This window comes from Salinarchaeum chitinilyticum, from assembly GCF_055390775.1.
Genome location: NZ_AP043888.1, coordinates 2,343,851 through 2,357,388, shown reverse-complemented (window position 1 = coordinate 2,357,388; position 13,538 = coordinate 2,343,851). Strand labels below are relative to the sequence as shown.

Genomic DNA, 13,538 nt, shown 5'->3' with positions numbered 1-13,538 from the left:
AGTGGGCCCATGAACGTCGCAGTGGTCACCGTCGGCGACGAGCTGCTCGCCGGCGACACGGCGAACACGAACGCCACCTGGCTCTGCGGCGAGCTGACCGACCGTGGCGTCGACGTCCGGCGCGTGATAACGCTCCCCGACGTCGTCGGCGACATCGCTCGCGTCGTCAACGAGTACCGCGCCGAGTACGACGCCGTCGTGATCACCGGCGGACTCGGGCCGACGCACGACGACCTGACGATGGAGTCCGTCGCCGCCGCGTTCGGGCGCGAGGTCGCCCCCAGCCAGGCGGCGGAGGACTGGCTCGTCGAACAGGGCGGTTACTCGGCCGACGTCCTCGATCCAGGTACCACATCGATCCCGAAGGGTGCCGAGCCTCTCCACAACCAGGTCGGGGTCGCGCCCGGTTGCGTCCTCGAGAACGTCTACGTCCTCCCCGGCGTCCCCGCAGAGATGAAGGCGATGTTCGCGGACGTCGCCGGGAACTTCTCCGGCCCGGAGCGGTTCGTCCGCCAGGTCGCCGTCGACGAGCCCGAGAGCCACCTCGTCGATCGGTTCGAGGCCCTCCGGGAGCGCTTCGACGTGTCGGTGGGGAGCTATCCCGGCGATCACGTCCGGGTGAAGCTCTCCGGAACGGATCGGGAGGCGGTCGAGGGTGCCGAAGCCTGGCTCCGGGACCGCGTGGACGTGCTCGAGGAGTGAAGCGGGGACGTCGGCGCCCGTGCGGCGCTCGAATCGAGACCGGGGCGTCCCAGCGAGTGGCGAGCGCCGACGCAGCTAGTACTGGCCGAGCAGTCCCTTCTGCCGCGCGCGTCGCTGGGCGAACTGGAAACAGGCGTAGCCAGCGAGCAGATACGCCGTCGACGTCGCGAACAGCAGGCCCAGCTCCCAGGCCGGCATTCCCCACAGCGGCGTGCCCTCGGCCATCGCCTGACTGGTCAGGTGGCTTCCGTGGCTCATCGGGAGCAGCCGGAGCGCGGGCACCTCGCCCACCGGAGCGGCGATCAGGCCGACGAACGCGAACTGGACGAGCTGGAAGAGGTTCTCGACGCGCTTGAACAGGAGCGCGAGGCCGGCGAACGCGAAGCCGATGCCGACGACGGAGGCCAGCGTGAGGAGGAGCAGCGGGACGACGGTCACTGGACCGACGGAGAGCGTCCGCCCGGTCACCGCCATCATCAGGGCGAGCATGACGCCGCCCCAGAGGAAGCTCAACAGGACGTTCACCGCGGTCTTGACGCCCATCACGCGGCCGAACCCGTGTGGCGACATGAACAGTCGCTCGAGCGTCCCCCACTGCGCTTCGCGCGTGACGTTCCAGGAGAGCCCCGCGTACGCGACCGTCGCCATCGTCCAGAGGAAGAAGCCGACGATGAGGCCGTCGAGCGAGTCCGTGAGCGAGGCGCCGGCGACGGCCTGCCCGCCGTAGAAGATCGCGAGGAAGAACGCGAAGATCGTCGCGAACTGGCTCGCGGTGTTGAGCGGGTAGCGCACGAGCAGGAGGAACTGCTTGTGGAGCACGACCCGAATCAGCGCGAGCAGCGACGGGCTGCTCCCGCGCTCGCCGCGATCGGCAGCCGTCGGCTCGGCTTCCCTACCGCTCGCCATCTGCGATCACCTCCGTAGCCTCGCCCGCAGCGCCGGCGGCGTGCTCGGCGGCCGCCCTCGCGTCACCGTCTTCCGCCGCGTCGCCCTCCGTCAGTCGGAGGAAGACGTCCTCGAGCGTCGGTTCGGCGGTCTCGACGTCCAGTAGCGGGTGGTCGGCCGCCCGGAGGACGTCGAGCAGCTCGGCCGCGGCTTCCGCGTCGATCCCCGTCGCGTCGATGATGCGCGTATCGTCTCCAACTGAGACGTCTTCGCCTTCGGGCACGTCCTCGTGATCGGGGGCGTCCCCTTGACCGGGGACGTCCTCCCGGTTGGGGGCGTCCTCGTGATCGGGCACTGTCGAGGACGCCGCCCGCTGGCCCGGTTCCTCGCCGGCCGCCGTCCGGATCGTCGCGTCGAACCGCTCCCGCAGCGTCGCTGTCAGCGCCTCGTCGATCGGGCCGGTCGTCGTCACCGAGAAGCGCTTCTCGCGGAGCACGTCGACCAGCTCGTCCATCGGATCGTCGGCGATCACGCGGCCGTTCTGGAGGATGACGATCCGGTCGCAGACGGCCTCGATGACTGCCATGTCGTGGCTGCAGAGGACGATCGTCACGTTCTCGCGCTCGGCGAGCCGCCGGAGTTCGCTCTGCAGTTCGATCGAGGACTCGACGTCGAGGCCCAGCGTCGGCTCGTCGAGGAAGACGACGTCGACGTCGCGGGCGAGCGTGGTCGCCAGCGAGACCTTCTGTTTCATCCCCCGGGAGAGCTCGTTGACGACCGTCCCAGCGACGTCGGCGAGATCGAGCGAGTCGAGGAGCCGGTCGTGGCGATCGGTCAGCCGGTCCGGATCGACGCCGCCGAGGCCGGCGAAGTACCGGAGGTTCTCCCGGACAGTGAGCCGCCAGTAGACGTTTCGCGCGCCTTCGAGCATCGCGTCGACGTGGCGGTAGGCGTGAGCGGGGTCGTCGTGGACGTCGACGCCACAGACCTCGACCGTGCCGGTGTCGGGCAGGACGAGGCCGAGCATCGACTTGATCGCGGTCGTCTTGCCGGCGCCGTTCGGGCCGAGCACGCCCACGACCTCGCCGTCCTCGACGGACAGCGAGAGGTCGTCGACGGCGTGGACGGCGTCGGCGCCCTCGCCGAACGTCTTCGCGAGCCCGTCGACGCTGAGGGCGGGCGCCGACCCGTCGCTCGACTGTCGCCTCGATCCGTTCTCCGTCATTGTGATAAACACGGGGAGGGAGCGTGGTAAGCGTTCCCAGAACGGCCGTTCAGTTTGGAACCTGATAGCTCGTCCCGCCCGGGTGGCTCGCGCCACGTTTTCAGCTGCCCGAATGTTCACTGTGGACAGTCGCTGCACGAGCAGTCCGGGAAGCGACGACCCGGGCATCGCGAGCAGCCACGCCGCGTCCCCCGGTTTCGCACCGACCACAACCGATACGGTCACGGCGACGAACGGGCAGTCATGACCGGAGAGGAGCCCGCTTCGCTCACCGGCGACACGGAGGCGGTGTTCTCCGCGCTGGGCGACGAGACGCGCCTGCGGATCCTGCTCGAGCTCGCGGAGCGACCGGAGCCGGATCGGTCGACGGAGCCCTACTCGTTCTCCGAACTCCGCCGTGCCGTCGGCGTCGAGGACGCTGGGCGGTTCAACTACCACCTCGACGAACTCCAGGACACCTTCGTCACCAAGAGCGATGCGGGGTACCGGCCGACGCTCGCGGGACTCAACGTGGCCTCCGCGATCCACGCGGGACGGTTCGCCAGCGGCGAGCACGAGCTCTCTGCTGAGACGGCGTTCGACTGTTCGGCCTGTGCAGCGCCGCTCCGCGCTCGCTACGTGGACGAGTCGGTGCGTCTCGAGTGTGCGAACGACCACCGATGGTTCTCCTACCCGGTGCCGGCCGGCGCGGCCGCGAACCGGTCGATGGCGGAGCTCCTCGACGTGACGGTCCGGCGCACCGCGACGAACGTCGAACTGGCACGAACCGGGCTCTGCCCGCGGTGCTGGGGCAGGACGACGGTGCAGGTCGCCGATCCCGACGGGAGCTTCGCGGAGCTCGACGAAGACTGGCGGCGCGTCGACGTCGAGTGTGCGCGGTGCTGGCTGGCGTACAACGTGCCGCTCCCGCTGTTCGTCGCGAACTCGCCGCCAGTCGTCGCCTTCTACCACGATCACGGGCTCGAGCCGAACGCTGCGATGCTCAGCGAACGCACCGTGCTGGAGGAGGCGACGACGGAGCGCGTGGGGACGTCGCCAGATCGCTTCGAGGTGACGATCGAGCTGGACGACGATCGACTGGCGCTGCTCGTCGACCGGGAGGGGACGCTTCTTGAGTACGACCCCCAGGAGAGCGCCGCTGTCGAGGACTCCTCGGGGTAGCGTTCGCGTATCCACGGCCAGGATCCGCGAGAAACCGCACTGTGACTCCCGGAAGGTCGTGCCCGCCGCGTCAGGGCCGTTCGTCCCGAACGGACTCCAGCAGGAGGCGTTGCTCGACCCGCTCGACCTCGCGCTGGACGTCCGCGACCGCGTCGACGTTCGCGGAGATGGAGGTGATCCCCGCGTCGACGAGGTGGCGGACCATCGCGGGTTTCGAGCCCGCCTGCCCGCAGATGCTCGTGCGCACGTCGTGGGCGCGGCAGGTCTCGATCACGTCGCCGATCAGCTCGAGGACGGCGGGGTGGAGCTCGTCGAAGCGATCGGCCACGCGCTCGTTGTTCCGGTCCACCGCGAGCGTGTACTGCGTGAGGTCGTTCGTGCCGAAGGAGACGAAGTCGACGCCAGCCTCGCAGATCCCCTCGACACAGAGCGCGCTCGCCGGCGTCTCGACCATCACGCCCCAAACTGTGTGCCGGGGATCGAGCCCTGCAGCCTCCATGTGCTCCTTCGCGGCACGGACGTCCTCGGCATCAGTCACCAGCGGGAGCATCAGCTCGACGTTGTCGTAGCCCAGCTCGTGACACTTCGCGACGGCCGCCAGCTCCGCGCGGAACGGATCGGGCCGATCTAGCGAGCGGCGGATCCCGCGGTAGCCGAGCATCGGGTTGTGCTCCTCGGGCTCGTCGGCGCCGCCCTCGAGCGTGCGGAACTCGTCGGTCGGCGCGTCGAGCGTTCGTACGCGCACGGGCCGCGGATAGAACGCCTCCGCGACGGGCTGGATGCCGTCGGCGACGACGTCGACGAACGCGTCCACGCCCTCCTCGGCGATGAGGTGTTCGGGCGTCTGCCCGGTCGAGAGGACGACGTGCTCGATCCGCAGGAGGCCGACGCCGTCCGCGCCGGTCGCCGCGGCGCGCTCGGCGGCCTCCGGGATCGAGACGTTGACCTTGACCTCGGTCGCGGTCGCTGGCGGTACGCGATCAGTCGCGCGCGAGCCTGCACCTGCGGCCGTCGCGGCGGAGTCGGCCGATTCGTCGGCGGCCTCGGGGCCGTCCACGTCGGTCTCGGTCGCCGCGTCTGCCTCGACTGCAGCAGCGTCGCCCTCGGTCACCCGTCCCGTCTCGCCGTCCACGGCGATCGGCTGGCCGTCGCCGATCTCGGTCGTCGCGACGCCGGCCCCGACGACCGCCGGCACGCCGAGCTCCCGCGAGACGATCGAGGCGTGGCTCGTCATCCCGCCCTCGTCGGTGACGATCGCGGCCGCCCGCTGCATCGCGGGCACCATGTCCGGCGTCGTCATCTCGGTCACGATCACGTCGCCCTCCTCGACCTTGTCCAGCTCGTCGAGCTTGTCGACGATCCGCGCCGGGCCGGCGGCGGTCCCCGGCGAGGCGCCGAGCCCGTTGACGAGCAGGGTGGCGCTGGCGAGGGCCTGGCTGCCGCCGTCGGCAGCGCTGGCCGGTTCGGCGCTGTCGCCGTCTGTTGCCGCAGAGAGTTCGGTATCGGACGCAGTGGCGCCCGATCCTCCCGAATCGTCGGCGGCGGGCAGTTCCTCGGTGGGCGATTCGACCGTCCCCGCGTCGTCCGGTAGCGTCGTGATCGGCCGGGACTGTAGCAGGTAGACCGTCGCGCCGTCGAGGCCCGCATCCGGATCGACGCCGCTAACTGGCACCTCGTCGCTCCCACGTTCCCGGTCGCCGTGTTCGACGAGGGCCCACTCCACGTCCTGTGGCGTCCCGTAGTGGGACTCGACGCGCTCGCCGATCTCCCGGAGTCGTTCGAGCGCGTCCGCACCGAGTACGCGCCGCTCGCGGTCGTCGTCGGGCACCGGCTCCTCGATCGTCTCGCCGGTCTCGGAGTCGCGAACGTACTGGATGCGTTTGTCGGCGACTGCGACGTCCGCGACCGTTCCCTGTTCGCGGTCGAGAACGTAGTTGTCCGGCGAAACCTCGCCGGCCACGACGGCCTCGCCGAGCCCCCACGCTGCTTCGAGGATCATCCGGCCGTCACCGGTCGAGGGGTGGCTGGTGAACATGACGCCGCTCGCGTCGGCGTCGACCATCAGCTGGACGACGACGGCGATGTCCACGTCGCTGGCAGGATAACCCTGCTCCTGGCGGTAGTAGATCGCGCGCTGGGTGAACAGCGATGCCCAGCACTCACGGACCGATTCGAGCAGGCCGTCCCGACCGACGTTGAGGAAGGTCTCCTGCTGGCCGGCAAAGCTCGCATCGGGCTGGTCTTCCGCGGTCGCCGAGGAACGAACCGCGACGAACGGATCGTCCTCGAGCGCCGCGCCGAGATCGTCGTAGGCCTCCAGCAGCTCCGCCTCGAATCCCTCAGGCGTCGGCGCCTCCCGGAGCAGCGTCTGTGCGCGCTCGGCGGCGCCCGCGAGCTCGCCGGGATCGTCCGCGTCGACCGACACGGCGTCGTCGAGCTCGGTCTCGATGTCGGCGGCCTGGAGGAAGGATCGAAACGTGTCGGCCGTGACGACGAAGCCGGGTGGGACGGGGAGCCCGGCGGCGGTCAGTTCGCCCAGCGAGGCGCCCTTGCCGCCCACGCTCGCTCCGTCGTCGGCCCGGACGTCGGACAGCCATCTGAGGCCCATCTGTACCGGACTGCAGGCCGACGGCGACAAAGAATGTTCCGAACGTTCATGATGAAAATGAATTCGGACGCGAGTGACCGTCCCGGACGATTGTCAGGTAGGCGGTGGCTTCGCTCGGGGGGTGAATAAGCGGCGAGTGCGATTGGATGGACGGGATCGGCCAGCGGACGAACTACGGACCAGGCACCACCGCGATTGCCTCCCCGAACGGCCGCTCAGCGCTCGTCGTCCTCGTCGCCCTCGCGTTCGATCGTCTCGACGACGTCGAGGGGCACGTCCCGGAGCGCGCCACCGACCTCGCTCTTGGCGATGCGCTGGGCGTGCTCCTCGCTGTCGGCGTTGAAGACCTCCATCTCGAGGACCAGCCCGACGAGTGCGGTCTCCGCGGCGATGAACGCCGAGTCGAAGGGCTCGCCGCAGGCCGGACAGCCAGTCGCGCCGACGTCGACCTCGACGTAGTCCATCTCTTGGTCGTTGAGGCGTTTGCCCGCCTCGCTGACGGCGACCCCGATGGCGTCGTCGATCGACCCGACGTCTCGAACGAGCCACGCTGCCTCCATCACGACGAGGTAGTTGCTCATACACCGTCGTCTGGGCCGCAGGGAGTGATACCTTGTGGTTCGGCCGCGTCGCGAGCCGCGATCGCGGCGTACCGATCTGTGCGCACGATCCCTGGATAATGGGCATAAGTTATGCCTCGCCACCGGCTCAATCAGCGCTCACTTCGGCGTCACAGCGCGCCGAACCCCCATCCGTTTGAGACGAGTACAACTCAGGTTGAATCGCAAGACTGCGCAGGGGCGATCTGTCACGATCGACCGAACTGTCCGGCAGCGGGCAGTAACGCTTATGTACGGCCCGGGGACCACGGTGGAGGTACGCCCGATGATCGATCGCGCCCACCGCGCAACCCTGTTCGCACTGTACCAGCTGTCGATCGCGCTCGGCATCGTCATGCTTCCCGTTGCCATGGCAGCCAACCGCGTCGGTCTGCGATTCCCCTTCCACCGGCTGGTCGAGGGACTCGGAAGCAAGTACGAGGCAGCCCGCGCACGCTGAACAGATGCGAGATTCGCTCCGCGATCGACCCCTGACCGGCTTCTGTAGAGAGTTCTACGCTCTCAAGTAAAGGTACCCTCGTCTACTCCCTGGCTCGTGTACCCCCGACCAATCGTCGCGTAGCGCACGGGTTCTCCGATGCGGTGAGTGGAATGCGTTGAGTGGAGTGGTTCGTCTGCAAGCCGAGTGCGATGCGCTAGTTCGTGCTGAAAGCAGCCGGATACCGCCGACGCAGGACCCGCCAGAGGACGATACCCGCAGGAATACTGGCGAGGTACGCTCCGAACAACCACCAGCCCGCCTGGTCTGCCAGAACGAGATACAGCGCGAGGAATCCAAAGACGATCCCGCCCGAGATCGCGACCAGGAGCTGTCCACCGTCGGTTTCGACCTTCAGCTCGCTGCCGGTCTCGTATCTGACAGCGACCATGACGAGGGTGAGCCCGAGAGCGGTCAGTGCTGGTAATCCAAACACGGTGAAGGCGGTTGCGGAGACCGTTGTCGTCGTAACGATGACCGACCACGCGATGAGACTGCCGAAATACCACGCAACGCCACGCAACAGTTCTTCGCCCACGACGAGGTACGAACTACTGTAGGTGAGATAGCCACCGCCGAAGTAAAACACGCCGAGTGGGCCCGCCCAGCCGAAGAACAGTCCGACGACGTTGTCCGGTCCTCCGAGTGCGTAAGCGAGGACAGCGACGGCGGAGGCGACCACCGATAGAGCAGCCCCGTACCTGTGGATGGCCTCGAACGTGGAACTGTCCATATCGGCAGTTGCATCGTCGGACGGATGTATTTACCGCGAGCATCGATTGCCGTTCCAGGTCGTGAGACGCTGCTCCCCCATCTGTGAGACAACGACTCAGTAACACCTGCCACCGCTCTCTCACGCTCTCCGCAGCAGCGCCCGACGCTGGATCGCATGCGCTATCGTATTCGCGACGAGGCCGGAGCACGACGTCCCCCGGATCGCGTATCGGCCGCTACCGGACGCCTTTTTATGCTCGGGGCCAGAACCACGACCCAATGCGACAGCCACCGACCGCCCCGCAGACGCCCGCCGGCATCGACGACGGTCCCGAGGACCCCTTCGAGCCCCGTCTGGGGTCCCTTCCCGACAACGGTAGCGAGGATCTCGACTCCGTGGCCAAGACCGGCACCACGACGATCGGCATCGCGACCGAGGAGGGCGTCGTGATCGCGACCGACCAGCGCGCCTCCCTCGCCGGCCGGTTCGTCGCGAACAAGAACGTCCAGAAGGTCGAACAGGTCCACCCCACGGCCGCACTGACGATGGTCGGCTCCGTCGGCGGTGCCCAGTCCTTCATCTCCAGTCTCCGTGCCGAGGCCAACCTCTACGAGGCCCGCCGTGGCGAGTCGATGAGCATGCAGGCGCTCTCGACGCTCGCCGGGAACTTCATCCGCGGCGGCCCGTTCTTCGCGATCAACCCGATCCTCGGCGGCGTCGACGAGGATGGCAGCCACGTCTACACGATCGACCCCGCCGGCGGCGTCATGCCCGACGACTACAGCGTCACCGGTAGCGGGATGCAGCTTGCCTACGGTACTCTCGAACAGAAGTACGCGGACGACCTCACGAACGACGAGGCCATCACCGTGGCGGCCCACGGCATCCAGAGCGCGACCGAGCGCGACACCGGCTCCGGCAACGGGATCTACGTCGCCGAGGTCACCGAGGACGGCGTCGAGATCCACGGCCACGAAGATTACGACGACGTCGTATAGCGCCCCTTCTCCGGCGGTGTATTTTCTCACGATGTCTGGTGAGCGGTGCGACGGATAGCCAATCGAGTGGGCACCTCGTGGGTCGCTCGCCACCCCGCTGAACCGTACCACCGAGCTTGTCGTTCGACGACCGCAGTTCCTCGCCGGCCGCTATCGGTGCGTCTCCGACGACGCGTGACGACGCCGGCGCCGCGTGACGGCGACCGTTTCGAATTTTCTCGAAAGTAAGTTCTAAGCAGATTATGAAGCCCAACCACAGTAAATACCACTTCTATAATATTCATTCGAACACCTTTAGGAGAATTATGCGCCCGTTTGCCAAGCATTGATACGTGCCGGTAGCCACCCTCCCAGTAATGCGAACGCAGCAGGGAACGCCGGCAAACGACGCGCTCGACGCCGAGCGCTTTGCCCACCTCTTCGAGCACGTCCAGGACGCGATCATCGACTTCGAACTCGTCGACGACGAGCCGATCGTCCGGGCAGTCAACGACGCCTTCGTCGAGCTGTTCGGCTACGATCCCGACGACGTCCGGGGCGAGTCGCTCAACGGATTGATCGTCCCGAGCTGGCTCGCCGGCGAGAGCAACCGCTTCGATCGTCGGACGGCGAGCGGCAAACAGAACCACGCCGTCGTGGATCGTCGCACGAACGACGGCGTGAAGACAGTCCTCTACCGCGGCGTCCCGTACGACGACGGCGATCGCGGGTTCGCGATCTACACGGACCTCACCGACGAGATTCGACAGGAACGGCAACTCGCCGTGCTCAATCGCGTGCTCAGACACAATCTCCGCAACGAGGTGAACGTACTCACCGGCCACGCCGAAACACTCCTCGAGTCAGCTGAATCGCCCGAACAGGCGGCCGCCGCGGAGACGATCCACGACAGCGCACTCACGCTCTCCCGGCTCGGCGAGGAGGCCCGCGACATCGAGCGCGTGCTCGACGCGGACCCGGAGCTCGAACCGACCGACGTCGCGAGCGCCGTCGAGGACGCCCGAGAGGCGGTCCCACTCGTCGACCGTGCGGACCTCGCGGTCGACGTCGTCGACGCGCCGTCCGCACTCACCGGGGGCCACCTCGACCGCGCACTCGCCTCGCTACTGGACAACGCGGTTCGGCACTCCGACGCCGCGACGCCACGCGTGACCGTCTCCGCTGCCGAGACCGACGACGGCGTCGCTGTGACGGTCGCAGACGACGGGCCGGGGCTTCCCGATCACGAACGTCGGTTGCTCACCGGCGAGCTGGACCTCACGCCGCTGGACCACGGCAACGGGCTGGGGCTCTGGCTGGTGCGCTGGATCGTCACCGCATACGGCGGGGCCGTGGAGTACGCCGACCGACCGAACGGCGGCAGCGCGATCACGATCCGACTCAACGCGGCCTGACCGTTCGGAAAAATACGGCGTGACCGTCCGGTTCGACGCGGCGTGGCTTCCGACACGGGAGGCCCGGTCGCACGAACCATTTTGACGCGACGATCGGTACACCCTGGCATGAGCGAGGACGACAGTGCGGAGGACGGAGCAGGCGCCGATGGGCGGAGCGGCGACGAAGAGCGGGGCGGCGACGAGGCGGAGCCCCGCGAACAGCCCGGGCCGACCAGACAGCGCGAGATCTACATGCAGGGGATGGCCGACGTGACGCCGGACCTCCCCGTCCGGTTCGAGGCCCTCGAGCGCGCCGCGATCGAGGCGCTCGACGACGGCGCCGCGGGCTACGTCGCCGGCGGTGCGGGCGGCGAGGAGACGATGGACGCCAATCGCGAGGCGTTCGACCGCTGGCGGATCGTCCCGCGGATGCTCCGAGACGTCGCCGATCGCGATCTCTCCGTCGAGGTGCTCGGCCAGGAGCTCGCCGCACCGGTGATCCTCGCACCGGTCGGCGTGCTCTCGATCGTCCACGAGGACGCCGAGCTCGCGGTGGCGGAGGCGGCCGCTGACCTCGACGTGCCGATCTGTCTGAGCACGGTTTCCTCCTACCAGCTCGAAGACGTCGCGGAGACCATCGACGACGTAGCCGGTACCGGCTGGTTCCAGCTCTACTGGAGCAGCGACCGCGACGTGACGACGAGTCTCGTCGAGCGCGCGGAGGCGGCGGGCTACGAGGCGCTCGTGGTCACGCTCGACACCCCACTCCTGAGCTGGCGAGAACGGGACATCGAGGAAGCGTACCTTCCCTTCCTCGACGGCGAGGGACTGGCGAACTACTTCTCGGATCCCGCCTTTCTGGACCGGCTCGACGTCGATCCCGGGGAGAACGAGCTGGCCGCGATCCGGGAGTTCGTCGATATTTTCGGGGATCCCTCGCTGACGTGGGAGGACCTCGACTGGCTGACCGACCAGACGGACCTACCCGTCGTCGTGAAGGGAATCCTGCATCCCGACGACGCCGCGGAGGCGATCGACCGCGGTGCGGCCGGCGTCGTCGTCTCGAACCACGGTGGGCGGCAGGTCGACCGGGCGGTGCCGGCGCTGGAGATGCTCCCCGAGGTCGTCGGCCGTGTGGGCGAGGAGGCGGACGTACTGTTCGACAGCGGAATCCGCCGGGGATCGGACGCGATCGTCGCACTCGCACTCGGTGCGGACGCAATCATGCTCGGCCGGCCCTACGTCTACGGGCTCGCGCTCGACGGCGCCGACGGCGTGCGAGCGGTCGGACAGAACTTCCTCGCGGATCTCGATCTCACGCTGGGACTGGCCGGGCAGCGGTCGATCGAGGGGCTCGATCGGTCGGTGCTTAGCGAACGACACTGCTAAGCGGTCGTTAGCCGGACGCTGCGCGCTCCTGGATTTTCGATCGGCGGTACTCGGGTATCGGACGGAAAACGCCGAACAGCAATCTGTTGAGTCCGATCCCGAACCACACTCCGAAGGTAAACATCCGTGATCCGTCGACGAGAGTCGGAACGCCCGCCAGCACCGCGACGATCAGCACGCCGCCGGAAACGCAGACCAGCCACTCTCCGTAGCGGCTCCGATCGGCAGCCATCCACAGCAGCGCGGTTCCCACCGCCGTCACCACGCCGAGCCACCAGTACTCGAGAGCGGGCCCATACCTGAGCGTCAGAAACGCCTCGAACGCCACTGCGAGGCCCGCTACCAGAAACTCCCAGCGATAGAACCGGGAGTCACCGTCCGGCAACATAGATCAGTGTACGGAACTGCGAGTGAAATAATTTCGGCCGCCCGGGGCTCGACGGCCGCGGCAACTCAGGGCTCGTAGTGGACCCGGTGGACCACCGTCGCCTCGTCGCCATCGATCGCCGTTACCACGATCTGGTCGCCGTCGGGATTCAGCTGGACCGATCCCCAGGAGCCCGCCCAGGTCGTCGACGCGGATTCCGTCTGCTCGTCGTAGAACTCTACCTGGGTCCCGGCGATGGTCGACTCGATGCGGACGGTGTCGGCCTCGACGCCGGGGTCGTCGGTGAGGATCACTCGCGCCCACTCGGCGTCAGCGTCAGCAGCGGCCCCGCTATCGCTCTGCTCCCAGTCCCAGTCGACCTCGGCGACGACGTCCCCCGCCTCGTCCCTGATCTCCGGCTCGAAGGCGTCTTCGGGGTTCTCCGGGGTATCGGCTTCTGTGCTCGCGAACAGGACCGTCCACTCCCCGTCGTCGGTGGCGAGCGCCCAGGTGTCCTGGTCGCTGGCCTCGAGCTCCTCGGCCGAGACCTCGACGATCGCGAGATCCGCGGAGCCGATTGCCTCCTCGAGCTGGTCGGCCTGGAACCACCGGTCGGCGTGTTCGAGCGCGAGCACGTCCTCGACGGTGGCGCCGATGGAGATGGAATCGATCTCGATCGGTTCGGGGACGGTGCCGCCCTCGAGGGAGAACTCCCAGTCGCCGCCCTCCCAGCGGTCCGGGTGCATGGGACTCGCCGGGTGGACGGCCGCGGCGAAGGCCTCGACGTCGCCGTCGACGCCCGCCTCGAAGTAGGCCTCGATGGCTGCCCGAAGGTCGGTCTTCTCGATACCGTCGTCGTTCCCGGGGAGCTGGGACACGACGTTCGAACACCCCGACAGTGCCGCGGCGATCGTGGTTCCGGTTGCGAGCAGTACGCTCCGTCGGTCGGTGGCTCGGAGGGCCATGGTGTCTCGTCGGTCCGGGAGGACCCTGTAACGGGATCCGCCGTTTCCG

At 68.1% G+C, this 13,538-nt stretch carries 13 protein-coding genes; 6 read left to right on the top strand and 7 right to left on the bottom strand.

The genetic code is table 11. The features are described 5' to 3' along the window. The first annotated feature begins 9 nt into the window (after positions 1-9). Positions 10-702 (top strand): competence/damage-inducible protein A, encoded by a 693-nt coding sequence (locus ACZ5KP_RS11280; protein ID WP_460921324.1) that lies wholly within the window; start codon positions 10-12, stop codon positions 700-702. 75 nt (positions 703-777) lie between these two features. Here the strand turns inward: ACZ5KP_RS11280 and ACZ5KP_RS11275 are convergent, their stop codons facing one another. After that, complete coding sequence (locus ACZ5KP_RS11275) at positions 778-1,608, bottom strand: ABC transporter permease (RefSeq protein WP_460921326.1); 831 nt, start codon at positions 1,606-1,608, stop codon at positions 778-780. Next, positions 1,595-2,812: an ABC transporter ATP-binding protein gene (locus ACZ5KP_RS11270; protein ID WP_460921329.1), complete on the bottom strand. Its 1,218-nt coding sequence runs from the start codon at positions 2,810-2,812 to the stop codon at positions 1,595-1,597. Before ACZ5KP_RS11270 ends, ACZ5KP_RS11275 begins: the two co-directional genes overlap by 14 nt. Before the next feature lie 243 nt (positions 2,813-3,055). Between ACZ5KP_RS11270 and ACZ5KP_RS11265 the strand changes: the two genes are divergently transcribed. After that, positions 3,056-3,973, top strand: a complete 918-nt coding sequence (locus ACZ5KP_RS11265; protein WP_460921332.1) for a winged helix-turn-helix domain-containing protein — start codon at positions 3,056-3,058, stop codon at positions 3,971-3,973. Positions 3,974-4,043: 70 nt separating this feature from the next. On the opposite strand, the gene ppsA is transcribed toward ACZ5KP_RS11265, so the two are convergent. Together ppsA and ACZ5KP_RS11255 are read right to left on the bottom strand one after the other, a co-directional pair. After that, on the bottom strand, positions 4,044-6,581 hold the full coding sequence (gene ppsA, locus ACZ5KP_RS11260) for a phosphoenolpyruvate synthase (protein ID WP_460921335.1): 2,538 nt from the start codon (positions 6,579-6,581) through the stop codon (positions 4,044-4,046). A 215-nt stretch (positions 6,582-6,796) separates the two neighbouring features. Beyond that, positions 6,797-7,162, bottom strand: a complete 366-nt coding sequence (locus ACZ5KP_RS11255) for a DUF555 domain-containing protein (RefSeq protein ID WP_460921337.1) — start codon at positions 7,160-7,162, stop codon at positions 6,797-6,799. Positions 7,163-7,466: 304 nt separating this feature from the next. Here ACZ5KP_RS11255 and ACZ5KP_RS11250 point away from each other — a divergent pair, with 304 nt between their 5' ends. Then, the gene (locus ACZ5KP_RS11250) at positions 7,467-7,640 is read left to right on the top strand and encodes a hypothetical protein (protein ID WP_460921339.1); all 174 of its coding nucleotides are present in this window, start codon (positions 7,467-7,469) and stop codon (positions 7,638-7,640) included. A gap of 196 nt (positions 7,641-7,836) precedes the next feature. Here ACZ5KP_RS11250 and ACZ5KP_RS11245 read toward each other — a convergent pair whose 3' ends face one another. Continuing rightward, entirely contained in the window at positions 7,837-8,412 is a 576-nt protein-coding gene (locus tag ACZ5KP_RS11245) for a hypothetical protein (RefSeq protein WP_460921342.1), read from the bottom strand. A 260-nt stretch (positions 8,413-8,672) separates the two neighbouring features. Here ACZ5KP_RS11245 and psmB point away from each other — a divergent pair, with 260 nt between their 5' ends. The 3 genes from psmB to ACZ5KP_RS11230 all read left to right on the top strand — a co-directional run bounded on the left by psmB (position 8,673) and on the right by ACZ5KP_RS11230 (position 12,157). Continuing rightward, a complete protein-coding gene (psmB, locus tag ACZ5KP_RS11240) occupies positions 8,673-9,392 on the top strand; it encodes an archaeal proteasome endopeptidase complex subunit beta (RefSeq protein WP_460921344.1) in 720 nt (239 codons plus the stop codon). A gap of 356 nt (positions 9,393-9,748) precedes the next feature. Then, the gene (locus ACZ5KP_RS11235; protein WP_460921347.1) at positions 9,749-10,786 is read left to right on the top strand and encodes a PAS domain-containing sensor histidine kinase; all 1,038 of its coding nucleotides are present in this window, start codon (positions 9,749-9,751) and stop codon (positions 10,784-10,786) included. A 234-nt stretch (positions 10,787-11,020) separates the two neighbouring features. Further along, a complete protein-coding gene (locus ACZ5KP_RS11230; RefSeq protein WP_460923399.1) occupies positions 11,021-12,157 on the top strand; it encodes an alpha-hydroxy-acid oxidizing protein in 1,137 nt (378 codons plus the stop codon). 7 nt (positions 12,158-12,164) lie between these two features. Here ACZ5KP_RS11230 and ACZ5KP_RS11225 read toward each other — a convergent pair whose 3' ends face one another. Together ACZ5KP_RS11225 and ACZ5KP_RS11220 are read right to left on the bottom strand one after the other, a co-directional pair. Further along, entirely contained in the window at positions 12,165-12,545 is a 381-nt protein-coding gene (locus ACZ5KP_RS11225) for a hypothetical protein (RefSeq protein WP_460921350.1), read from the bottom strand. 65 nt (positions 12,546-12,610) lie between these two features. Further along, positions 12,611-13,489 (bottom strand): hypothetical protein, encoded by an 879-nt coding sequence (locus ACZ5KP_RS11220; protein WP_460921351.1) that lies wholly within the window; start codon positions 13,487-13,489, stop codon positions 12,611-12,613. Positions 13,490-13,538 lie beyond the last annotated feature (49 nt).

Excerpts from the sequence above, each read along its gene's own strand:
- psmB (WP_460921344.1), top strand. The coding sequence starts at position 8,673 with ATGCGACAGCCACCGACCGCCCCGCAGACGCCCGCCGGCATCGACGAC.
- ACZ5KP_RS11250 (WP_460921339.1), top strand. The coding sequence starts at position 7,467 with ATGATCGATCGCGCCCACCGCGCAACCCTGTTCGCACTGTACCAGCTG.
- ACZ5KP_RS11280 (WP_460921324.1), top strand. The coding sequence starts at position 10 with ATGAACGTCGCAGTGGTCACCGTCGGCGACGAGCTGCTCGCCGGCGAC.
- ACZ5KP_RS11230 (WP_460923399.1), top strand. The coding sequence starts at position 11,021 with ATGCAGGGGATGGCCGACGTGACGCCGGACCTCCCCGTCCGGTTCGAG.
- ACZ5KP_RS11265 (WP_460921332.1), top strand. The coding sequence starts at position 3,056 with ATGACCGGAGAGGAGCCCGCTTCGCTCACCGGCGACACGGAGGCGGTG.
- ACZ5KP_RS11245 (WP_460921342.1), bottom strand. The coding sequence starts at position 8,412 with ATGGACAGTTCCACGTTCGAGGCCATCCACAGGTACGGGGCTGCTCTA.
- ACZ5KP_RS11225 (WP_460921350.1), bottom strand. The coding sequence starts at position 12,545 with ATGTTGCCGGACGGTGACTCCCGGTTCTATCGCTGGGAGTTTCTGGTA.
- ACZ5KP_RS11220 (WP_460921351.1), bottom strand. The coding sequence starts at position 13,489 with ATGGCCCTCCGAGCCACCGACCGACGGAGCGTACTGCTCGCAACCGGA.
- ACZ5KP_RS11275 (WP_460921326.1), bottom strand. The coding sequence starts at position 1,608 with ATGGCGAGCGGTAGGGAAGCCGAGCCGACGGCTGCCGATCGCGGCGAG.
- ACZ5KP_RS11255 (WP_460921337.1), bottom strand. The coding sequence starts at position 7,162 with ATGAGCAACTACCTCGTCGTGATGGAGGCAGCGTGGCTCGTTCGAGAC.
- ACZ5KP_RS11235 (WP_460921347.1), top strand. The coding sequence starts at position 9,749 with ATGCGAACGCAGCAGGGAACGCCGGCAAACGACGCGCTCGACGCCGAG.
- ACZ5KP_RS11270 (WP_460921329.1), bottom strand. The coding sequence starts at position 2,812 with ATGACGGAGAACGGATCGAGGCGACAGTCGAGCGACGGGTCGGCGCCC.
- ppsA (WP_460921335.1), bottom strand. The coding sequence starts at position 6,581 with ATGGGCCTCAGATGGCTGTCCGACGTCCGGGCCGACGACGGAGCGAGC.